Source organism: Kocuria sp. SM24M-10 (assembly GCF_001027955.1).
GTDB lineage: Bacteria > Actinomycetota > Actinomycetes > Actinomycetales > Micrococcaceae > Kocuria > Kocuria oceani.
This window is the reverse complement of the sequence record NZ_LDNX01000120.1, coordinates 1-21,244: the sequence shown is the minus strand read 5'-3', so window position 1 is coordinate 21,244 and position 21,244 is coordinate 1. Positions and strand designations below refer to the sequence as shown.

Here is a 21,244-nt window from a genome sequence, read left to right as displayed (position 1 = left end):
TCAGCCGATCTGGGACAGGGCGATCCCGTCCAAAATATCGTGCTCGCTGGCGATCGCCGTGCACACCCGGCCGCCGGTGGCGGCCCCGACCCGCTCCACGATCCGGCGCCACACGAGGGCTCCGCCGCCGATGACGTCGACCCGGCCCTCGTGCATGTAGGGCAGCGCGGCCCGTTCCTTGCGGGTCATGGCCGTGAGTTCCCGGCACGCCCGGTCGATCCTGTCGGCCTGCAGCTCGGTCCCGTCGATCGCCTCCGGGTCGTAGCCGGGCAGCCCGAGCGCGTGCGCGGTGACAGTGGTGATCGTGCCGGCCACCCCCACGAGGTGGGTGGTCTCGGCCAGGGGCACGCTCTGCAGCACCACGTCCACGGCGTGGTCGACGTCGCGCAGCACGGCCTCCTGCTGCTCCGGCGTGGGCGGGTTGGAGCCCAGGTGCCGCTCGGTGAGCCGGACGCAGCCGATGTCCACGCTGCGCTCGGCACGGACGCCCCGCGAGTTGCCGAGCACGAACTCGGTGGAGCCGCCGCCCAGGTCGACCACGAGCACCCGGTCCTCCGGGTCGGTGCCGGGAACGGCCGCGGCCGCGCCGAGGAAGGACAGCTCCGCCTCCTCGTCCCCGGTGATCACCTCGGGGCTCACACCGAGTCGCTCGCGGATCCCCGCGAGGAAGACGTCCCGGTTGCCGGCGTCGCGGGTCGCGCTCGTGGCGACGAACCGCAGCTGCTCCACGCCGTGCTCCGCCAGGAGCCGGGCGTACTCGTCGGCGGCCGCGAAGGTGCGCTCCAGGGCCGCCTCCGCCAGCCAGCCGGTGGCGTCCACGCCCTGGCCCAGCCGGACCACGCGCATCTCCCGCACCAGGTCGCCGAGGACCGTGCGGCCGTCCTCCTCCCGGGTGTCGGCGATGAGCAGGCGGATGGAGTTGGTGCCGCAGTCGATGGCGCCTACGCGCATGGGTCGTCCTCGGGGTGGTGGGGGTGGTGGGGGCGGGGGAACGCCGGGCCGCCGGAGCGGACCGGTTGGGGACTCAGGCGTCGCGCCAGGCCGGGTCGCAGTGACAGGTTCCGGGGGTCCACCACTCGGCGATGGCCTCCAGGGTCTCGTCGCCGAGCACGTTGACGCCGCGGCCGGCCGCCAGGGCGTGGCCGGCGAGCACGTGCAGGCACTTGACGCGCACGGGCATGCCCCCGGCGGAGATGCCCTCGATCTCGGGGACGGGCCCCGTGCCCGCCCGGGCCCCGATCCGGGCGCGCTCGGCGAGGTAGTCCTCGTGCGCGGCGCGGTGGGCCGCGGCGAGCTCCTCGTCCTGCAGGATCCGGTCGGACATCTCGTACATCAGCCCGCCGGCCTCGAGCCGGGACACCGCGGCCGTGATCACCGGGTGGGCCAGGTAGAACACGGTGGGGAACGGCGTCCCGTTGGCCAGCCGGGGCGCGGTGGCCGCCACGAGCGGGTTCCCGCAGGTGCATCGGGCCGGGATCTCGACGACGTCGCGGACCGGGCGCCCGAGCTGGCGGGACAGGACCTGCAGGTCCAGGGCCGTGGGCGCGACCGTCTCGGCCGTCACCCCGAGCCCCCGCGGGGCGTGCGGTCCGCCCGCCGCCTCGCCGGGTTCGTGTCCGTGCTGGAAGTTCACGCCGTTCCTCACTCCGCGGCCGTGCCGCGGCTGTCCGTCGCCGCGTCCTGCGGCTCGTCGGTCCCGCCCGTCGGGGCGGGGGTCCCCTCGGCGGCGCCGTCCGCCGGGACGGGGGTCCCGGCGTCCGCGGCCCCGCCGGTGTCCTCGGCGGCACCGGTGCCGTCCGTGGTCCCGGTGCCGGTGCTGTCGATGCTGTCGGTGCTGTCGGTGCCGGTGGTCTCGTCGGTGCCCGTGGTGTCCGCGGTGCCGGTGGTGTCCTCGGTGCCGAGCGTCTCCGGTGCTGCGGCGGCGTCCTCGTAGGCGGAGGCGACCACGGAGTCCCAGAGTGCGTCCACCCAGGCGGGCTTCTCGGCCTCCACCTGGGCCGCCGAGGAGTCGACCACGGCGCCCTCCATCTCCTCGGCGCCCACCACGAGGTAGGACCGCTCCCCCGGCATGACGTAGAGGAGCCGGTCCCGGGCCTGCTGCTTGACGTAGGTCTCGTCGGACCACTGGTCCACCCGGTCCTCCAGGGACGCCTGCTCGGCCTCCATGTCGGCGATGGACTGCTCGAGAGCCGCGATCTCGGCGCGCTGCTCGAGCCAGATCTTGGTGGTCGGGGCCGCCAGGAAGACGATGAGCACGGCCACGAGCGTCAGGAGCAGGAAACGGCCGCTGAAGGTGCGGGCGGGGGTGGGAGAGCCCACGGCGCTGGAGCCGCCGCCCGGCCGGCGGGTCCCCGGCGCGGCGCCCTGCGCGGCGTCCCGGCCGCCGAGCAGGCGGGTGGTGCGAGGACGGGGAGCGGGCATGGGGACCTCATGGGGAACGGGCGGGTACGGGGACCAGTCTAGCGCTCAGGGGGCGGGCCGTCCGGGGACGGCCCGCCCCCGCGGCGGCCGGACCCGCCGGCCGCCGCGTCGGCTCACTTCGCGGTGTAGCGCGGGAACGCCGAGGCGCCCGCGTAGCGGGCGGCGTCGCCGAGCTCCTCCTCGATGCGCAGCAGCTGGTTGTACTTCGCCACGCGCTCGGAGCGGGCCGGTGCGCCGGTCTTGATCTGCCCGGCGTTGGTGGCCACCGCGATGTCGGCGATCGTGGTGTCCTCGGTCTCGCCCGAGCGGTGGGAGATCATGCAGTGGAACATGTGCCGCTGGGCCAGGGAGATGGCGTCGAAGGTCTCCGTGAGGGAGCCGATCTGGTTGACCTTCACGAGCAGCGCGTTGCCGGCGCCCTCCTCGATGCCGCGGGAGAGCCGCTCCGGGTTGGTGACGAAGAGGTCGTCGCCGACGATCTGCACCTTGGCGCCCACGGAGGCGGTCAGGGTCTGCCAGCCCTCCCAGTCGTCCTCGTCCAGCGGGTCCTCGATGGAGACGATCGGGTAGTCCCGCACGAGCTCCTCGTAGTAGGTGGTCATCTCCGCGGCGCTCAGCTGCTTGCCCTCGAAGCTGTAGGAGCCGTTCTCGAAGAACTCGGAGGAGGCGACGTCGAGGGCGAGCGCCACGTCGGTGCCGAGGGTGTAGCCGGCCTTCCCGATCGCCTCGGAGATGAGGTCCAGGGCCGCACGGTTGGACTCGAGGTTCGGGGCGAAGCCGCCCTCGTCGCCCAGGCCGGTGGCCAGCCCGCGCTCCTTGAGCACGGCCTTGAGGGAGTGGTAGACCTCCACACCGGTGCGCAGGGCCTCCGAGAAGGTCGCCGCGCCGATCGGGGCGATCATGAACTCCTGGATGTCCACGTTGGAGTCCGCGTGGGAGCCGCCGTTGAGGATGTTCATCATCGGCACCGGCAGCACGTGGGCGTTGGGCCCGCCCAGGTACTTGTAGAGCTCCAGGTCGGAGGCGTTGGCGGCCGCGCGGGCCACGGCGAGGGAGACGCCCAGGATCGCGTTGGCGCCGAGGCTGCCCTTGTTGTCCGTGCCGTCGAGGTCGAGCATGGTCCGGTCGATCAGGCGCTGGTCGGTGGCGTCGAGACCGATCACGGCCTCGGCGATCTCCTCGTCCACGGCCTTCACGGCGTCGAGGACGCCCTTGCCGAGGTACACCTTCTTGTCGCCGTCGCGGCGCTCGACGGCCTCGAAGGCTCCGGTCGAGGCGCCCGAGGGGACGGCCGCCCGGCCGTAGCTGCCGTCCTCCAGGAGGACCTCGACCTCCACGGTCGGGTTGCCGCGGGAGTCGAGGATCTGACGGGCGTGCACTGCGGTGATCATGGCCATGTGGTGCTCCTGACGTTGGTGCTGGCGTTCGTGCTGACGGTGGTGCTGGCGTGGAACGTGCGGGGCGGGCGGGAGACCGGTGCCGGGCACCCGTCGGGGCACGCCCCGTCACGACCTGGCGCCCCTGCCGGATCCAGCCTAGCGACTCGTGGCGGCCCGGTCCTTGCCGGCGGCGGCCCGGGACGGGCTCAGCCGCCGTCCCGGGCGGCGGCGTAGGAGCGGGCGGCCCCGCGCAGGGCCCGCTCGGCGTCCAGTCCGCGGGAGGAGGCGGTGCGCACCAGCGCGAACAGGGCCTCCCCCAGTTCCTCCTCGGTGTGCGGGCCGGAGGCCTCCTGCCCGTGGGGGGACGGGGGCTCGAGATCGTGCTTGCGGGCCCGGGCGAGGGTCTTCTCCGCGAGGGCCAGGGCGGGCAGGTGCGGGGGGATGCCGTCGAAGGGCCCGGTCCGCTCCGGCTTCTCGGCCTTCTTGAGGTCCTCCCAGCGGGAGTGCAGCTGGTCGAGGGTCTGCTCCCCCGCCACGTCCCCGGACGCCCCGGGGTCGAAGACGTGCGGGTGGCGGCGCACCAGCTTGGCGGTGATCGCCTCCAGCACGTCGGAGACGTCGAACCCGCCCTCGGCGCGCGGGCGCTCCTGGGCGACGCGCGCGTGGAAGACCACCTGCAGCAGGACGTCGCCGAGCTCCTCGACCAGCAGGGCGGCGTGGGCCGCCGGGCCGCCCTCGGCCTCGACGGCCTCGACCACCTCGTAGGCCTCCTCCACGAGATAGCGCACGAGGGACTCGTGGGTCTGCTGGCCGTCCCAGGCGCACCCGCCCGGCGAGCGCAGCCGGTCCATGACCGCCACGAGCTCCGCGAAGCGCTGCGCGGTGCGCTCGGGCACGCCCAGTCCGGCGGGGACGTCGTCCGTCCCGTGTCCCTGGCTCATCCGTGCATCCCTTCGAAGCCCTCCGTGATGATGCCCTCCAGCGCGCTGCGGTCCTCCAGGGGCAGGAACGCGGCGGCCGCCGCGTTGCGCTGCAGCTGCTCCAGGTCCTCGAGCCCGTAGCCGAAGTGGGTCACGAGATAGGCGAGCTCGCCGGTCACCGACGTACCGCTCATCAGCCGGTTGTCCGGGGAGATGGTCACCGTGAAGCCCGTGCGGTAGAGCATGTCCACCGGGTGCCGCTCGGGGGCGGCACCGAAGGCGGCCACCGCGCCGGTCTGGAGATTGGACGTGGGGCAGACCTCGAGCGCGATGCCCCGGTCCCGGACCCACTCGGCCGTGCGGCCGAGCGTGACGACGGCGACGCCGTCCTCCTCCTCGATCTCGATGTCCTCCGCGATGCGCACCCCGTGGCCCAGACGCAGGGCGCGGCCCGTGGCCAGGGCGTCCCGGATGGACCCGATGCCCGCCGCCTCGCCGGCGTGCAGGGTGACCGGCATGAGCTCGTCGGCGAGCAGCTCGAGGGCCGCCCGGTGGCGCACCGGCGGGAAGCCGTCCTCGGGACCGGCGAGGTCGAAGGCCACGACGCCGCGGTCCCGGTTGTCGACCACCAGGCGGGCGACCTCGAGGGACCGCTCGGCGTGGCGCATGGCGCACAGGATCTGGGTGACGGAAACGATGTGCCCGGCGTCCTCCGCGGCGAGCACCCCTTCGGAGAGCCCGAGCCGGACGGCCTCGACGGCCTCGGCCATCGAGAGCCCGCCCGCGGTGTGCTGCTCCGGCGCCCACCGGACCTCCGCGTGCACGACGCCCTCGGCGACGAGGTCCTCGACGTACTCCCGGGCGCAGCGCACGAGCGCCTCGGGGGACTGCATCACGGCTACGGTGTGCTCGAACGTCTGCAGGTAGCGCACCAGCGAGCCGGAGTCGGCGCTGGCGCGGATCCACCGGCCGAGGGCCTCGGGCTCCTCGGCCGGCAGGCGGTGCCCGGCGGCGGCGGCCAGCTCGACCACCGTGGCCGGGCGCAGCGCGCCGTCCAGGTGGTCGTGCAGGCAGACCTTGGGCAGGTCGCGGAGCAGGCGGTCCGGCACACGGGCCGGACCGCGTTCGGCGGACGTCAGCATCACGGGCTCAGTAGTTCCAGTCCTGCAGGGCCTCGTTCATGTGCTGCGGGATGTTCGCCCCGGTCCGCGGGTACATGCGCAGCTCCTCGAGGTAGTTCTGCGCGGGCAGCCGCTCCTCGTAGCGCACGAACGCCTCCTCGTCCGCGTAGTCGAAGGACACCTCCGGGGGGATGCCCGGGCGGAAGCGGAACATCATGGCCAGCGGAGCGCCGGTGCCCTCCACGTAGGACTCGTCCTTGAACTCCTGCACGTGCAGCAGGTCCTCGGGGACCAGGTCGAAGGTGCGGCGCTGGTCCCAGAAGCCGTTCTTGCGCACGTGCGTGAGGGCGTCGTAGTAGGTGCCCAGGGCACGGATGCGCACCAGGACGGTGGAGACGTCCATGGCGGTGCCGTCCGGGCCGAACAGGCGCCGCTGGGCGGCCGCGAGCCGGCGCAGCACGTCGGCCTCCTTGAGCACGAGGTTGCCCTCGGCGAGGGCGTCCTGCGAGGGGCGGTCCGTAGCCCCGGACGGGGCGCGGTAGGACGGGGAGACGTCGGTGGAGACGGCGGTCTCCGGCGCGGAGGAGTCCTGGTCCTCGCCGGCCGCGGTGCCGGCCGCGACCGCGGCGGCAGCGGCGGCGCCGGCGCCCGTGGGGGCCGGCGGCTCGACGTCCTCGTGCCACTCCTCGTGGTCGACGTGGTCGGGGACGCGCTGGGCGTCGTCGCTCCCGGTCGCGGTCCCCGGCGCGGTTCGCCCGGCGGAGGAGCCGGTGGGCCCGTCGACCTCGGTGATGACCGGCGTGCCGCCGGTCCGGGGAGCGGACGGGGCGTCCGCCGTCGCATCGCTGCCCAAGGCCTCGGCGTCCTGCGCCGCGGCCTCCGCGGTGCCGGTCCCGGAGCGGTCCCCGGGTTCCTCGGTCCACCGCTCGTCGGGGCGCTGCTCGGGCGCCGGGGCGTCCGCGGCGGCCCGGTCACCGGGACGCTCGTCGCCGTCCGTCCCCACGGCGCTCGCCGGGGGCGCCGGGGTCGGACGGCCCGACCGCCAGGTCTGCACGTCCTCGGCGCCGTCGGCGAACCCGTAGGTCGTCACGACGGGACGGACCCCGTCCTGCTCCGGGCCCACCTCGATGCGGGCGCTCTGCCACGCGCCCCGGGGGGAGGACATGGCCTCGCTGTAGAGGTCGGCGACCGGGTCGAAGAGCGGCGAGTCCTGGTCCACGGTGCCCGACTCCACGGACGGGGCCACGTCCCCCACGGACTGCTCCGTCTGGTGCGTCATGGTGTTGCCGCGCTGGACCAGGGTGAGCACGGCGCGGTCGGCACCGCGGGAGGTCAGCCGCTCCACGAGAACGGCCAGCGGCCCCTCCGGCGGCACCGGACGGGCCTCCCCGGCCCCGGGCGCCTCGTGCTCCCGGCCCGGGCTCACGGGTGCGCCCGCTCGCCCCTCGGCGTCGCCGGGACCGGTCTGCCCGGCGGGCGGAGCGGCCGGGCGGCCCTCCGGGGCCGTCTCCTGCGACCTGCCGTCACCGCTGTTCTTCCGGAAAATGCCTCGCAGACCCAACTGGACCCACCCTTCTGAGCGTGTGCGCACGCCCTCGGTTCTCGTTTCGCGCTGGTTCTCTCCGCAGTATAGGCGCGCCCGCGGGCCCCCTCCCGGCGGTCTCAGCGCACGGTCTCGAGGACCACCCCGCGGGCCGCACGGTCCTCCGGGGCCGAGGGCAGGACCACGGCGGCGCCCTCGAGGGCCTCCCGGGCCCGGGCGAAGCGCTCGGGGGTGTCGGTGCGCAGCGTCAGCAGCGGCTGGCCCGCCCGGACGGGGTCGCCCGGCTTGGCGTGCAGCAGGACTCCGGCCCCGGCCTGGACCGGGTCCTCCCGGCGGGCCCGGCCCGCGCCGAGACGCCATGAGGCCAGCCCGACCTTGTAGGCGTCGAGCTCCGTGAGCACCCCGTCGGCCTCGGCCGTGACGGTCTCGGACTCCCGGGCCTGCGGCAGCGGGGCGTCGGGGTCCCCGCCCTGGGCGGAGATCATCGCCCGCCACACGTCCATGGCCCGGCCGTCCCGCAGGGCCTCCGCGGGGTCGGCGTCGGGGATCCCGGAGGCGTCGAGCATCTCCGCGGCGAGCGCCACGGTGAGCTCCACGACGTCGGCCGGGCCTCCCCCGGCGAGCACGTCCACGGACTCCTGGACCTCCACGGCGTTGCCGACCGCCAGGCCCAGTGGCGTGGACATGTCGGTGAGCAGCGCGGTGGTCGTGACGCCGGCGTCCGTGCCGAGGTCCACCATGGTGCGGGCCAGCTCGCGGGCGGACGCGAGGTCCTTCATGAACGCGCCGGAGCCGACCTTGACGTCGAGCACCAGGGACTGGGTGCCCTCGGCGATCTTCTTGGACATGATGGAGGACGCGATGAGCGGGATGGACTCCACCGTGCCGGTGACGTCACGCAGCGCGTAGAGCTTCTTGTCGGCCGGGGCCAGGCCGGAGCCGGCGGCGCAGATCACGGCGCCGACGTCGCGCAGCTGGTCCATCATCTCCGCGTTGGTCAGCGCGGCGCGCCACCCGGGGATCGACTCGAGCTTGTCCAGGGTGCCGCCGGTGTGGCCGAGCCCGCGGCCCGACAGCTGCGGGACGGCCACCCCGTAGACCGCCACGAGCGGGGCCAGCGGCAGCGTGATCTTGTCCCCCACCCCGCCGGTCGAGTGCTTGTCGCTGGTCGCCGAGCGGGCCCCGGAGCGCACGAGCTGCGAGAAGTCCATCCGCTCCCCCGAGGCGATCATCGCCCGGGTCCAGCCCGCGATCTCGTCCCGGTCCATGCCGCGCAGGAAGATCGCCATGGCCAGCGCGCTCATCTGCTCCTCCGCCACGGCCCCGCGGGTGTAGGCGTCCACCACCCACGCGATCTGTGCGGGCGAGAGCGCCTCGCCGTCGCGCTTGGTGCGGATGACGTCGACGGCGTCGAACTGCTCGGTCATGAGGGGTCCTTTCGGGAGGAGGTGCGGTGCGGCGGCGGAGGACCGCCGGAGGACTCGTCGGAGGCGCCCGCGACCCGTCAGAGGTGCTCGGGGCCGAAGGCGTCGGGCAGGACCTCGGCCATGGTCCGCACCCCGGAGACGGTGAGCAGCCGCAGACCGGGCGCGCGGTGCTCGTACAGCAGCTGACGACAGCGCCCGCAGGGCATCAGGACGTCGCCGCCGGCGTCCACGCAGACGAAGGCGGCGAGCCGGCCGCCGCCGGACATGTGCAGGGCCGAGACCAGGGAGCACTCCGCGCACAGCGTCAGACCGTAGGAGGCGTTCTCCACGTTGCACCCGGAGACCACCCGCCCGTCCTCGGTCAGGGCGGCCGCGCCCACGGGGAAGCGCGAGTACGGGACGTAGGCGTGCTCGCGGGCGGCGACGGCGGCCGCGAGCAGACGCGCCCAGTCCACGGCGTCCTCCGGGGCGCCGTGCTCGGCTGCGGTCCCCGCCGGGGGCTGGTGCTCGGTCACGATGGGCTCACTCCTTGGTGTAGGGCTGGCCCGAGGCCGCCGGGGCGCGGGAGGCGCCGACGAGCCCGGCCACCGCCAGGATCGTCACGACGTACGGGAGCATCGCCAGGAACTGGCTGGGCACCGGGGTGCCCAGGAAGGACAGGATCGACTGGAGGTTGGACGCGAAGCCGAACAGCAGCGACGCGAGCAGCGCCCCGATGGGGTTCCACCGGCCGAAGATCAGCGCGGCCAGGGCGATGTACCCCGCACCGGAGGTCATGTCCCGGGTGAACGCGGAGACGGAGACCAGGGTGTAGAACGCCCCGCCGACACCGGCGACCATACCGCCGAGCAGCACGTTGCGGAAGCGCAGCGCGTTGACCCTCACGCCCAGGGTGTCCGCGGCCTTGGGGTGCTCGCCCACCGCGCGGGTGCGCAGTCCCCAGCGGGTGCGGTAGAGGGCGAACCACACCACGGCCACCGCCACGTACATCAGGTACCCGATCACGGACTGGTCGAAGAGGATGGGGCCGACCACGGGGATCTCGGAGAGCACGGGCACGGCGAAGCGCGGCAGCCGCGGCGGGGAGTTGAACACGCTCGCGTTGGTCTCCAGGACCGTGGCGAACAGGAAGCCGGTCAGCCCGGAGACCAGCACGTTGAGCACCACGCCCACGATCACCTGGTTGACCTTGTAGGTGATCGAGAAGACGGCGAGGACCAGGGAGACCAGGGCCGCGCCGACCACGGCGGCCAGCAGACCCACCCAGGCGCTGCCGGACAGGGACCCGGCCACGGCCGCGGAGAAGGCGCCGAACAGCAGCTGGCCCTCGATCGCGATGTTCACGACCCCGGAGCGCTCGCACAGCAGTCCGCCCAGGGAGCCGAAGATCAGCGGGATGGCCAGGGCCACGGACCCGGCCAGCAGGCCCGAGAGGGACACGTCCGGGGTGCGCGAGCTGCCCACGACCCACACGAGGAAGCCGCTGACGAAGAAGAAGCCGAACACCAGCACCGCCCAGCGCGGCAGCTGCGCCCGGGCCCGGGCGCGCACGAAGGCCAGGGCCGTCAGTGCGAGGAGCACGACCACGGTGAGCCAGCCCCACACCACGCCGTTGACCGCGAGGTCCGGCACGCGGAAGAGGTCGCCGTCCTCGGAGACGCGGAAGGCGACCCGGGTGTCCGGGGCGTTGAGCGCGAACAGGACGAGGGCCACGGCGCTCAGCAGGGCCAGGACCACGGGGGTGCGCCAGCTGGTCACGCCCACGACCTCGTTGGCCGCCGCCGTGGACAGCTCGGCCTCGGCCGGCGCGGTGGCGGTGTCAGCGGCGGTGGTGGCGGTGCTGCCGCCGGCCCACGGGGCGCTCTCGGGCTGCGGTGTCGGTTCCTGCGAGCTCATACCCGGGCCCCCTCGGTGGCGATGGTGGTGGTGCCCCGTCCGCGCCGGCGGCGGACCCGGTCCTGGCCGGTCCTCAGCAGCGGCGGCAGGGCGATGAACAGCACGATCAGCGACTGCACGACCAGCACGATGTCGATGTTCGTGCCGGTCATCGACTGCATCGTGACGCCCCCGGCGCGGAAGGCGCCGTAGAGCAGGCCGGCGAAGAAGGTCCCCCACGGCCTGGACCGGCCCAGCAGGGCCACCGTGATCGCGTCGAAGCCGAAGGACGCGGCGATCCCGGAGGTCAGCGCCCGCTCGGTGCCGGCGATCTGCGCGACGCCCGCGAGGCCGGCCAGTGCGCCCGCGAGCAGCATGACGACGACGTAGCCGCGCGTGACGGAGATGCCGGCGGTGCGGGCCGCGCGCGGGTTGGCGCCCACGGCGCGCAGCTCGAAGCCCACCGTGGAGCGGTGGAGCAGCCACGCCACGAACACGGTGGCGAGGACCGCGAGCACGAAGCCCCAGTGCAGGCGGAACTGCTCCCCCAGCAGCCGCGGGAACATCGCGGTCTCGGCGACCTGCGGGCTGATCGGGTTCGAGGAGCCGGGGCGCAGGAACGCGGGCCGGGTCAGCAGGTAGGCGACCAGGTTCAGCGCGATGTAGTTGAGCATGATCGTGAGGATCACCTCGTGGGCGCCGGTGCGGGCCTTGAGCAGCCCGACGATCCCGCCCCACAGGGCCCCGCCCAGGGCGCCGGCGAGGACCACGGCGAGCAGGTGCACGCCCACCGGCAGCTGCCAGGCGAAGCCCACCCACGCGGCGAGGGCCGCACCGATCAGCAGCTGGCCCTGGGCGCCGATGTTGAACAGCCCCGCCCGGAAGGCCACGGCCACGCCGAGACCGGCGAGGATCAGCGGGGTGGCCACGGTGAGGGTCTCGGTGAGCGGGTAGATCCGCTGGGCGAAGGTCGTGCCGCTGGGGTTGTAGACGGCGCCGTAGAACATGGCCTCGTAGGCGGACGACGCCGCGGCCCACATCGCGGCGAGGGTGTCCCCGGGGCGGGCGAAGAAGTAGCCCGCGGCGTCGGCGACGCGCTCGTCGGTCACGGCGATCAGCAGCCCGCCCAGCACCAGGGCCGCGACGATCGCGAGCACCGACTGCAGCGCCGAGCCCAGCCAGGTGCGCCGCGGGGCGTCGGGGGTGGTGGCCGTGGGCGGCGGCACGCTCTGCTGCTCGGCGACCGCGGGGGCCGCTCCGGTGGCGCTCATGCCTGCTCCTTCGTGTGCGGGGCGGTGTGCGGGGGGGCGGAGGCGCGGGCCTCCTCGACGGTGGCCCCGGCCATCATCTGGCCCAGGACGTCCCGCGGGGTGTCGGGGCCGACGATGCCCATGATGCGGCCGTGGAAGAACACGGCGATGCGGTCCGCGAGCGCGTAGACCTCGTCGAGCTCGGTGGAGACGATGAGCACGGGCACGCCCTTGTCCCGCTCGGCGACGATCTGCTCGTGGATGAACTCGATCGACCCGACGTCCACCCCGCGGGTGGGCTGGGAGGCGAGGAAGAGCTCGAGGGGCCGGGACAGCTCCCGGGCGATCACGACCTTCTGCTGGTTGCCGCCGGAGAGCGTCTGCACCGGGGCGTCCACCGACGGGGTCCGCACGTCGAACTCCTCGACGGCACGGCGGGCGTTGGTCTGGATCTCGCCCAGGCGCAGGGAGGGCCCGTGGGAGAAGCGGTCGTCGCCGTAGAGGTCCAGGACCAGGTTCTCGGCCACGGTGAAGGGCCCCACGAGCCCGTCCGTGGAGCGGTCCTCGGGGACGAACCCCACGCCGGACTCCAGCACCTGGCGCACCGACCGGCCCAGCAACTCCGTGCCGCCCAGCCGGATCGAGCCGGTGGCCCGCTCCCGCAGGCCCAGGATCGCCTCGGCGAGCTCGGTCTGGCCGTTGCCCTGCACACCGGCCACCGCGAGGATCTCCCCGCGGGCCACGTCGAAGCTGACGTCGTCGAGCAGCTTCACACCGTTGTCGCCGACCACGGTGAGACCGCTGACCTCGAGGGCGCGCTCCCCCGGTTCGGCCTGCCCCTTGGCCACGGTGAGGGAGACGTCGCGGCCCACCATCAGCGCGGCGAGCTCGGAGGTCGAGGCCTCCGGGGAGGTCTGCCCCACCACGCGGCCGCGGCGGACCACGGTGATCACGTCGGAGATCTCCTTGACCTCGCGCAGCTTGTGCGAGATGAACAGGATCGAGCGCCCCGAGCCGCGCAGCTGGCGCATGATCTCGAGCAGCTCGTCGGTCTCGCGCGGGGTGAGCACGGCGGTGGGCTCGTCGAGGATCAGCACCTGGGCCTCCCGCACGAGGGCCTTGATGATCTCGACGCGCTGCTGGACGCCCACGGGCAGGTCCTCCACGACGGCGTCCGGGTCCACGTGGAAGCCGTAGCGGTCGGAGATCTCCCGGATCCGGCGGCGGGTGGTCTCCAGGTCCAGGGCCGCGCCCTTCGTGCTCTCCGCCCCCAGGGCGACGTTCTCGGCGACCGTGAACACGGGCACGAGCATGAAGTGCTGGTGCACCATGCCGATGCCGGCGGCCATGGCGTCACCGGGGCCTCTGAAGGACACCTCGGTGCCGTCCACGAGGATCCGCCCCGCCGTGGGCCGGTAGAGCCCGTACAGGACGTTCATCAGGGTCGACTTGCCGGCCCCGTTCTCCCCGAGCAGGCAGTGGATCTGCCCGGGCTCGACGACGAGGTCGATGTCCTCGTTGGCCGCGAAGGCACCGAACCGCTTGGTGATGGACTGCAGCTCGAGCTTCATGGTGGTCCTCCTCCTGGGCCGTGCGCGGCCCCGGGCGGGCACGCCACCGCCGCCAGCTGCGGCCGGGGAGCCGTGCTGGCGGCGGTGGGTGCGGTGGTCGCCGACGTCCGGGATCAGGCCTGCGGCGAGTTCTCGGACTCGACGGTGACGGTGCCGTCGATGATGTCCTGCTGGAGCTGCTCGACCTCGGCGGCGAGCTCCTCGCCCACGGCCTCCTCCTGGTCGTGGTACGGCGCGATGCCCACCCCGCCGTTCTCGAGGGTGCCGATGTAGGGCTCGTTGCTGAACTCGCCCTCCGCCGAGTTCTCGACGACGTCCTGCACGGAGGTGCTCATCTGCTTGAGCACGGAGGTGAGCTGGTACTGCTGGCCCTGGTCCAGCGTCTCGTAGCCGTCGGCGTCGACCCACACGAAGCGGACCTCGTCGCCGCCGTCGTTGGCGGCGACCACGGCGTCGAGGGTGCCCAGCGCCGCCTGGCCCGCCACGGGCATGATGATGTCCGCGCCCTCGTTGATGAAGTTCTGCGTGGTGGTCTTCGCCGCGGAGGTGTCGGTGAAGCTGTTGACGAAGGTGCCGTCCTGGGCGTCCTTGTTCCAGCCCAGCAGCTCGACGTTCTCGCCCTTGGTCTCGTTGTAGTGGGCGACGCCGTCGGCGAAGCCGTCCATGAACACCGTCACGGTGGGGATGTCCATGCCGCCGTAGGCCGCGACCTTGCCGGTCTGGGTGGTGCCGGCCGCGACGTAGCCGGCGAGGAACGCGGCCTCGGCGGTGTTGTAGACCAGCGGCTTGACGTTGTCGAGCTCGATCGAGGCGTCGTCCACGATCGCGAAGTTCGACTCCGGGTTGGCCTCGGCGGCCTCACGGGTCGCGTCGGCGAGGAGGAAGCCCACGGCGACGGTCAGGTCGCAGCCCTGCTGGACCATGGAGTTGAGGTTGGGCACGAAGTCCGTCTCGGCCTGGGACTCCGCCTGCTGGATCTCGATGCCCATGGACTCCTGGGCGGCTTGCAGGCCCTCGTAGGAGTTCTGGTTGAACGAGCGGTCCTGGAAGCCCCCGGAGTCGGAGACGATGCAGCCCGTGAAGTCGCTGGCCTGCTCCTGCGCCTCACCGCCCTCCTCGGGCGCGGCCCCGCAGCCGGCGAGGACCAGGGCGGAGACGCCGAGCAGCGCGGCGGCGGAGAGCGGGCGGGGTCCTCGGGACATCCGGGGCGAGAAGGTCATGGTTCCTCCAGGAGACAGGCGTGACCCGGCCGCGGGCAACGGGTCCCGTCCACGCGGTGTGGCGTGACGTGGTGTCATTCTACCCACGGGTAGGCGCGGTGGACGGAGGCTGGCGTTAATTCGTCGTGACGTCGGGGCGCGTCTCCCGGGAGCGCAGCCGGATGGCCCGCAGGGCGGTGTTGGCCATGACCTGGACGCCGCAGCCGATGGCCGCCTCGTCGGCCACGTAGTCCGACTGGTGCAGGTCGTAGGTGTGCCCGCCCCGGGTCCGGGTGCCCAGGCGCATCATCGCCCCGGGGACCTCCTGGAGGAACCACGCGAAGTCCTCCCCGCCCATCGACTGGTGCACCAGGACCACGGCGTCCTCGCCGAGCTCCGCGCGGGCGGCGTTCTCGATGATGGTGGTCTCGGTCTCCCCGTTGACCACGGGAGGCACGCCGCGGATGTGCTCCAGCTCCACGTCGACCCCGTAGGGCGCCGCGACCTGGTGCACGACCTCGTCGAGCAGCCTGCCGGCCCGGTGCCAGGCGTCGGCGTCGAGGCAGCGCATGGTCCCGGACATGAACCCGGTGGCGGGGATGGCGTTGGGTGCCACACCGGCGTGCATCTGCCCCCAGACCACCGCGACCCCGGAGCGGACGTCGATCCGCCGGGAGAGCACGGCGGGGACGTTGACGGCGATCTGGGCCATCGCGTAGACGAGGTCCTGCGTCAGGTGCGGGCGGGAAGTGTGCCCGCCGCGGCCGGTGAACTCGATCCGCACGGTGTCCGAGGCGGAGGTGATCGCCCCGATCCGGGTCCCGACCTGCCCCACGTCGACCTTGGGCTCGCAGTGCAGGGCGAACATGCGCGGCACGCCCTCCAGCGCGCCCTGGCGGATCACCGTGAGCGCGCCGCCGGGCAGCTGCTCCTCGGCGGGCTGGAAGACGATCCGCACGGTGCCGGCGATGTGCGCGGTGCGGTGCAGGTCCGCGAGCACCTTGGCCACGCCCACCATCACGGTCGCGTGGATGTCGTGGCCGCAGGAGTGGGCCACGCCGTCGTTGACGGAGGAGTAGTCCAGGCCCGTGGCCTCCTGGATGGGCAGCGCGTCGATGTCCGCGCGCAGGCCCACGGCCAGCGGCCCGTGGCCGATGTCCACGTAGCAGCCGGTGTCGGTGAGCCGCACGGGGCTCAGGCCCATGTTCTCCAGGGCGGCGACGATCCGGTCGGTGGTGCGGAACTCCTGGTAGGACAGCTCCGGGTGCCGGTGCAGGTCGCGCCGGAAGGCGATCAGGTCCGGCAGGAACCGCTTGAGGAGGGGGCCGATGGCCGGCGGGAGGCCGGCCTCCAGGGCCGCGGCGGGAGATGGCGCGTCAGGCATCTGTCCAGGGTACTCCGGGCCGCGCGCGGCCCGGGACGCTCACAGCACGTCCGTGTTGCCGCTCTGCTTGAGCGAGGCCACCGCGTCCTTGACCCGCTGGGCGTGCTCCTGCGTGGTCACCAGCAGCGCGTCGGGGGTGTCGACGACGACGATGTTCTCCACGCCGATCAGCGCGATCATCCGGCCCGTGTCGGAGACGACGATGCCCGTGGAGCTGTCGGCGAGCACCCGGCTGTTGTCGCCCAGCACGGTCACGTGCGGGTCCCCCTGCGGGTCGACGTGGTTGAGCCTGCTGATCGCGGCGAAGTCGCCCACGTCGTCCCAGGTGAAGGTCGCGGGCACCATCGCGACGTCCCCGGACGCGGCCGCGGGCTCGGCCACGGCGTAGTCGATGGCGGTCTTCGGCAGTCCCGGCCAGACCCGGTCGACCACCTCGTCCTGCGCGGGCGTGCCCCACGCGTCGGCGATCTCGGCCAGCCCCGCGTGCAGCGCGGGCTCGCTGGCGGCGAGGTGGCGCAGCATCAGCGAGGCGGGGGCCACGAACATGCCGGCGTTCCACGTGTAGTTGCCGCTGTGCACGTAGGCGCGCGCGGTGGCCTCGTCCGGCTTCTCCACGAACTGCTCGACCTGCAGGGCGTGCGGGGCGCCCTCGAGGCCCAGCTGCGTGCCGGCGCGGATGTAGCCGAAGCCGGTGGCCGGGGAGCTCGGCGGGATGCCGATGGTCACGATCCGGCCCGAGGCCGCCGCCGCCACCGCCTCCCGGACCACGTCCTGGAACGCCTCGGCGGGCTCGATCACGTGGTCGGCGGCGAAGGAGCCGACGATCGCGTCCGGGTCCTGCCGGGCGATCAGCATGCAGGCGAGGCCGATGGCCGCCGCCGAGTCCTTGGGGGACGGCTCGAGCACGAGGTCCCCCGGGGACAGCTCCGGCAGCTGCCGGCAGACCGCGGGGGCGTGGGTGCGTCCGGTGACGACCATCACGCGGCCGCCGCTGAGCCCGGCCAGCCGGTCGTAGGTGGCCCGCAGCAGCGACGAGCCGGATCCGGTGAGGTCCAGCAGGAACTTCGGGGCGTCGGCCCGGGACAGCGGCCAGAGCCGGGAGCCGACCCCTCCGGCCGGGATGAAGGGGTGGAAGTGCGCGAGGGGAGAGGTCACACGGATCACCATACGACGCCGGGACGGGCGGCACGGAAAACGACGTCCGCCCACGGCGAGATCCGTGACCTGGCGGGGGACAGGCTGTCAGTAAACGGCGTCCGTGCTGGTATCGTGGAAAGGAACTCGCGCAACATCCGACACAGAGCCGGAGGGCTCCGCTCACGTCGTGCGCAGTGCGAATTCCCGGTTTTCAAGAGCGCACGACGGCGAGCGACTCAGGGAGGTTTTTCAGTGGCGAAGACATCCAAGGGCACCTTGTACCGCGGCCAGGCCCATGGCCAGTGGTCCTGGGTCGCCCACCGCATCACCGGCGTGGCCATCTTCTTCTTTCTTCTGGTCCACGTCCTGGACACCGCGCTCGTGCGGGTCTCGCCCGAGGCCTACAACGCGGTCATGGAGACCTACAAGAACCCGGTCATGGGCCTCGGCGAGGCCGGCCTCGTGGCGGCCATCGTCTACCACGCCTTCAACGGCCTGCGCATCATCCTCGTGGACTTCTGGTCGCAGGGCACCCGCTACCAGAAGCAGATGCTCTGGGGCGTCCTCGTGCTCTGGCTCGTGGTGATGGTCCCGTTCCTGGTCCGGCACCTGTCCAACATCTTCCACCTCTCCATCTTCGGGGGTTAAACAATGAGCACTCCGCTCAAGGCAAGCATCTCGGTCCCCCGGAGCAAGGACCTCGAGGTCAACGGCGTCAAGTACAACCGCTCCTCCTCCCGTCGCAACAACTTCGAGATGTTCGCGTGGCTGTTCATGCGCTTCTCCGGCGTGGTCCTGCTCGTGCTGGTCTTCGTCCACCTGTGGGTCAACCTCGTCTCCCCCGAGGGCGGGGTCGAGGCCGTGGACTTCGCGTTCGTGGCCGGCAAGTGGGCCAGCCCGTTCTGGCAGGTCTTCGACATGCTCCTGCTGTGGCTCGCGATGCTGCACGGCACCAACGGCCTGCGCGTGATCATCGACGACTACGCCGAGAAGGACCGCACCCGGTTCTGGCTGAAGGTCTTCCTCTTCACCACCTCCGCCTTCGTCATCCTGCTGGGCACCCTGGTGATCTTCACCTTCGAGCCCTGCCCCACCGGCGCGGACCCGGCCCTGCTGGCCTCCTTCTGCACCGCGGGCTGAGACCTCTCGCGCGGACGGCCCGCTCCCCGGCGGGCCGTCCGCGCCGTCCGGCCGCAGGCGACCGGACCCCAGAACACCTCCTGAACACCCAACAGAAAGAACAACCGGTATGCAGGTTCACAAGTACGACGTGGTCATCATCGGTGCCGGTGGTGCCGGTATGCGCGCCGCCATCGAGGCCGGCCAGCGCTCTCGTACTGCCGTACTGACCAAGCTGTACCCCACCCGCTCCCACACCGGCGCGGCGCAGGGCGGCATGTGCGCAGCACTCGCCAACGTGGAGGAGGACAACTGGGAGTGGCACACGTTCGACACCATCAAGGGTGGTGACTACCTCGTAGACCAGGACGCCGCGGAGGTCATGGCCAAGGAGGCCATCGACGCGGTCCTGGACCTGGAGAAGATGGGGCTGCCCTTCAACCGCACCCCCGAGGGCAAGATCGACCAGCGCCGCTTCGGCGGCCACACCCGCGACCACGGCAAGGCGCCCGTGCGCCGGGCCTGCTACGCCGCGGACCGCACCGGGCACATGATCCTCCAGACGCTCTACCAGAACTGCATCAAGCACAACGTGGAGTTCTTCAACGAGTACTACGTCCTGGACCTGGTGATGACCGAGGTCGACGGTCAGCGGCGCGTGGCGGGCGTGGTCTCCTACGAGCTGGCCACCGGCGAGCTGCACGTCTTCCAGGCGAAGTCCGTGGTCTTCGCCTCCGGCGGGGCGGGCAAGGTCTACAAGACCACCTCCAACGCGCACACCCTCACCGGCGACGGTATGGCCATCGCGTTCCGCAACGGCCTGCCGCTGGAGGACATGGAGTTCATCCAGTTCCACCCGACCGGCCTGGCCGGCCTGGGCATCCTGGTCTCCGAGGCCGCCCGCGGCGAGGGCGGGATCCTGCGCAACGCCGACGGCGAGCGGTTCATGGAGCGCTACGCCCCCACCATCAAGGACCTCGCCCCCCGCGACATCGTGGCCCGCTCGATGGCCAACGAGGTGCGCGAGGGCCGTGGGGCCGGGCCCAACAAGGACTACGTCCTGCTCGACCTCACCCACCTGGAGCCGGCGCACATCGACGCGAAGCTGCCCGACATCACGGAGTTCGCCCGGACCTACCTGGGCGTGGAGCCCTACACCGAGCCGGTCCCGGTGTTCCCCACGTGCCACTACGCGATGGGGGGGATCCCGACCAACATCAAGGCCGAGGTGCTGCAGGACAACGAGACCGTGGTCCCGGGCCTGTACGCCGCCGGCGAGGTGGCCTGCGTGTCCGTGCACGGCTCCAACCGCCTGGGCACCAACTCGCTGCTGGACATCAACGTGTTCGGCAAGCGGGCCGGGATCTACGCGGCCGAGTACGCCCAGCAGGCCGAGTTCGTGCCCGTCCCGGACACCGCCCTGGAGAGCACCGAGGCGCTGCTCGACAACGCCCGCAACGGCACCGGCACCGAGAAGGTCGCCGCGATCCGCAAGGACCTGCAGGACACCATGGACCTCAACGTCCAGGTGTTCCGCACCGCGGAGACCCTGCAGACGGCGCTGGACGACATCGCCGCCCTCGAGGCCCGCTACGCGAACATCTCGATCCAGGACAAGGGCAGGCGCTTCAACCTGGACCTGCTCGAGGCCGTGGAGCTCGGCTTCCTGCTGCAGCTGGCCAAGGTCATGACGGTCGCGGCGCTGCACCGCAACGAGTCCCGCGGCGGCCACTTCCGGGAGGACTTCCCGGAGCGCGACGACGAGAACTTCATGAAGCACTCGATGGTCTACCTCGACCCCTCCTCCCCCACCGGGGGCATCCGGCAGGAGACGAAGCCCGTCATCTTCACCCGCTACGAGCCCATGGAGCGTAAGTACTGATGTCCACCGCACACACTCCCGACCGACCCGAGGACGGGCGCAACGACGACCCGCAGGACCGGGCTCCCGAGCACGGCCACGCGCCGGGCCACGACCAGGACGACCGCGCGGGCTACAAGACCGATGCGGACGCCGGATCCGTCGACGAGCGCAACGAGGCCGAGGCCCCGGCCGTGGACCCCGCCGCCGAGAACGCCGAGGGCGGTGAGCCCGCCTCGCAGGTGGACCTGCCCGAGGAGCAGCAGGGCAACCAGGAGATCCCCACGTTCGACCTCACCATGCGGGTCCGCCGCTACAACCCGGAGCTGTCCGACGAGGTGCGCTGGGACGAGTTCAAGCTCACCATGTACGGCACCGACCGGGTGCTGGACGCCCTGCACAAGGTCAAGTGGGAGATCGACGGCTCGCTGTCCTTCCGCCGCTCCTGCGCCCACGGCGTGTGCGGCTCCGACGCCATGCGCATCAACGGCCAGAACCGCCTCGCCTGCAAGGTGCTGCTCAAGGACCTGGACCTGTCCAAGCCCGTCACCGTGGAGCCCATCAAGGGCCTGCCGTGCGAGAAGGACCTGATCGTGGACATGGAGCCGTTCTTCCAGTCCTACCGCGAGATCATGCCCTTCCTCGTGGCCGGCGGCAACGAGCCGACCATGGAGCGCTACCAGTCCCAGGAGGACCGCGCGCGCTTCGACGACACCACCAAGTGCATCCTCTGCGCCGCGTGCACGTCCTCCTGCCCGGTGTTCTGGACCGACGGCCAGTACTTCGGTCCGGCTGCCATCGTCAACGCGCACCGGTTCATCTTCGACTCCCGCGACGACGCCGGGGACCTGCGCCTGGAGATCCTCAACGACAAGGAGGGCGTGTGGCGCTGCCGCACGACCTTCAACTGCACCGAGGCCTGCCCCCGCGGCATCCAGGTCACCAAGGCCATCTCCGAGGTCAAGAACGCCATCCTCAGCCGCTCCATGTGAGCGTCCCGACGGCCCCGAGGAAGGGCATGATCTCGCGGTAGGACT

At 72.4% G+C, this 21,244-nt stretch carries 19 protein-coding genes; 4 read left to right on the top strand and 15 right to left on the bottom strand.

Annotated features, from left to right (window positions below; genetic code table 11):
* From ABL57_RS13700 to ABL57_RS13630, 15 genes are all read right to left on the bottom strand, one after another.
* A complete protein-coding gene (locus ABL57_RS13700) occupies positions 1-951 on the bottom strand; it encodes a Ppx/GppA phosphatase family protein (RefSeq protein WP_047804036.1) in 951 nt (316 codons plus the stop codon).
* A gap of 73 nt (positions 952-1,024) precedes the next feature.
* Entirely contained in the window at positions 1,025-1,633 is a 609-nt protein-coding gene (locus ABL57_RS13695) for a DUF501 domain-containing protein (RefSeq protein WP_047804035.1), read from the bottom strand.
* Positions 1,634-1,641: 8 nt separating this feature from the next.
* A complete protein-coding gene (locus tag ABL57_RS22720) occupies positions 1,642-2,421 on the bottom strand; it encodes a septum formation initiator family protein (RefSeq protein ID WP_082157448.1) in 780 nt (259 codons plus the stop codon).
* Between the two features lie 113 nt (positions 2,422-2,534).
* Positions 2,535-3,818, bottom strand: a complete 1,284-nt coding sequence (gene eno / locus ABL57_RS13685) for a phosphopyruvate hydratase (protein WP_047804034.1) — start codon at positions 3,816-3,818, stop codon at positions 2,535-2,537.
* 188 nt (positions 3,819-4,006) lie between these two features.
* Positions 4,007-4,741: a MazG family protein gene (locus ABL57_RS13680; protein ID WP_047804033.1), complete on the bottom strand. Its 735-nt coding sequence runs from the start codon at positions 4,739-4,741 to the stop codon at positions 4,007-4,009.
* Positions 4,738-5,862: an adenosine deaminase gene (locus ABL57_RS13675; RefSeq protein ID WP_047804032.1), complete on the bottom strand. Its 1,125-nt coding sequence runs from the start codon at positions 5,860-5,862 to the stop codon at positions 4,738-4,740. Before ABL57_RS13675 ends, ABL57_RS13680 begins: the two co-directional genes overlap by 4 nt.
* A 7-nt stretch (positions 5,863-5,869) precedes the next feature.
* Positions 5,870-7,267, bottom strand: a complete 1,398-nt coding sequence (locus ABL57_RS13670) for a hypothetical protein (protein ID WP_047804031.1) — start codon at positions 7,265-7,267, stop codon at positions 5,870-5,872.
* Between the two features lie 236 nt (positions 7,268-7,503).
* Entirely contained in the window at positions 7,504-8,811 is a 1,308-nt protein-coding gene (locus ABL57_RS13665; RefSeq protein WP_047804030.1) for a thymidine phosphorylase, read from the bottom strand.
* A 77-nt stretch (positions 8,812-8,888) separates the two neighbouring features.
* The gene (locus tag ABL57_RS13660) at positions 8,889-9,326 is read right to left on the bottom strand and encodes a cytidine deaminase (protein WP_369821431.1); all 438 of its coding nucleotides are present in this window, start codon (positions 9,324-9,326) and stop codon (positions 8,889-8,891) included.
* A 7-nt stretch (positions 9,327-9,333) separates the two neighbouring features.
* Positions 9,334-10,707 carry an ABC transporter permease gene (locus tag ABL57_RS13655; protein WP_053004969.1) on the bottom strand — a complete coding sequence of 458 codons (1,374 nt, stop codon included), beginning with the start codon at positions 10,705-10,707 and terminating at the stop codon, positions 9,334-9,336.
* Entirely contained in the window at positions 10,704-11,957 is a 1,254-nt protein-coding gene (locus tag ABL57_RS13650) for an ABC transporter permease (RefSeq protein WP_047804029.1), read from the bottom strand. Before ABL57_RS13650 ends, ABL57_RS13655 begins: the two co-directional genes overlap by 4 nt.
* Positions 11,954-13,507, bottom strand: coding sequence for an ABC transporter ATP-binding protein (locus tag ABL57_RS13645; RefSeq protein WP_047804028.1), 1,554 nt, complete (start codon positions 13,505-13,507; stop codon positions 11,954-11,956). The genes ABL57_RS13650 and ABL57_RS13645 overlap by 4 nt, the downstream gene beginning before the upstream one ends.
* A gap of 113 nt (positions 13,508-13,620) precedes the next feature.
* The gene (locus tag ABL57_RS13640; RefSeq protein WP_047804027.1) at positions 13,621-14,727 is read right to left on the bottom strand and encodes a BMP family protein; all 1,107 of its coding nucleotides are present in this window, start codon (positions 14,725-14,727) and stop codon (positions 13,621-13,623) included.
* A gap of 115 nt (positions 14,728-14,842) precedes the next feature.
* On the bottom strand, positions 14,843-16,090 hold the full coding sequence (locus ABL57_RS13635; RefSeq protein ID WP_047804026.1) for an amidohydrolase: 1,248 nt from the start codon (positions 16,088-16,090) through the stop codon (positions 14,843-14,845).
* A gap of 39 nt (positions 16,091-16,129) precedes the next feature.
* Complete coding sequence (locus ABL57_RS13630) at positions 16,130-17,257, bottom strand: mannose-1-phosphate guanylyltransferase (protein WP_047804025.1); 1,128 nt, start codon at positions 17,255-17,257, stop codon at positions 16,130-16,132.
* Positions 17,258-17,479: 222 nt separating this feature from the next.
* Between ABL57_RS13630 and sdhC the strand changes: the two genes are divergently transcribed.
* The 4 genes from sdhC to ABL57_RS13610 all read left to right on the top strand — a co-directional run bounded on the left by sdhC (position 17,480) and on the right by ABL57_RS13610 (position 21,199).
* A complete protein-coding gene (sdhC, locus tag ABL57_RS13625) occupies positions 17,480-17,875 on the top strand; it encodes a succinate dehydrogenase, cytochrome b556 subunit (protein WP_047804024.1) in 396 nt (131 codons plus the stop codon).
* Between the two features lie 3 nt (positions 17,876-17,878).
* Positions 17,879-18,367: a succinate dehydrogenase hydrophobic membrane anchor subunit gene (locus tag ABL57_RS13620; RefSeq protein WP_047804023.1), complete on the top strand. Its 489-nt coding sequence runs from the start codon at positions 17,879-17,881 to the stop codon at positions 18,365-18,367.
* 109 nt (positions 18,368-18,476) lie between these two features.
* Complete coding sequence (gene sdhA / locus ABL57_RS13615; RefSeq protein WP_047804022.1) at positions 18,477-20,228, top strand: succinate dehydrogenase flavoprotein subunit; 1,752 nt, start codon at positions 18,477-18,479, stop codon at positions 20,226-20,228.
* On the top strand, positions 20,228-21,199 hold the full coding sequence (locus ABL57_RS13610; RefSeq protein WP_238986060.1) for a succinate dehydrogenase iron-sulfur subunit: 972 nt from the start codon (positions 20,228-20,230) through the stop codon (positions 21,197-21,199). The genes sdhA and ABL57_RS13610 overlap by 1 nt, the downstream gene beginning before the upstream one ends.
* Positions 21,200-21,244: the final 45 nt, after the last annotated feature.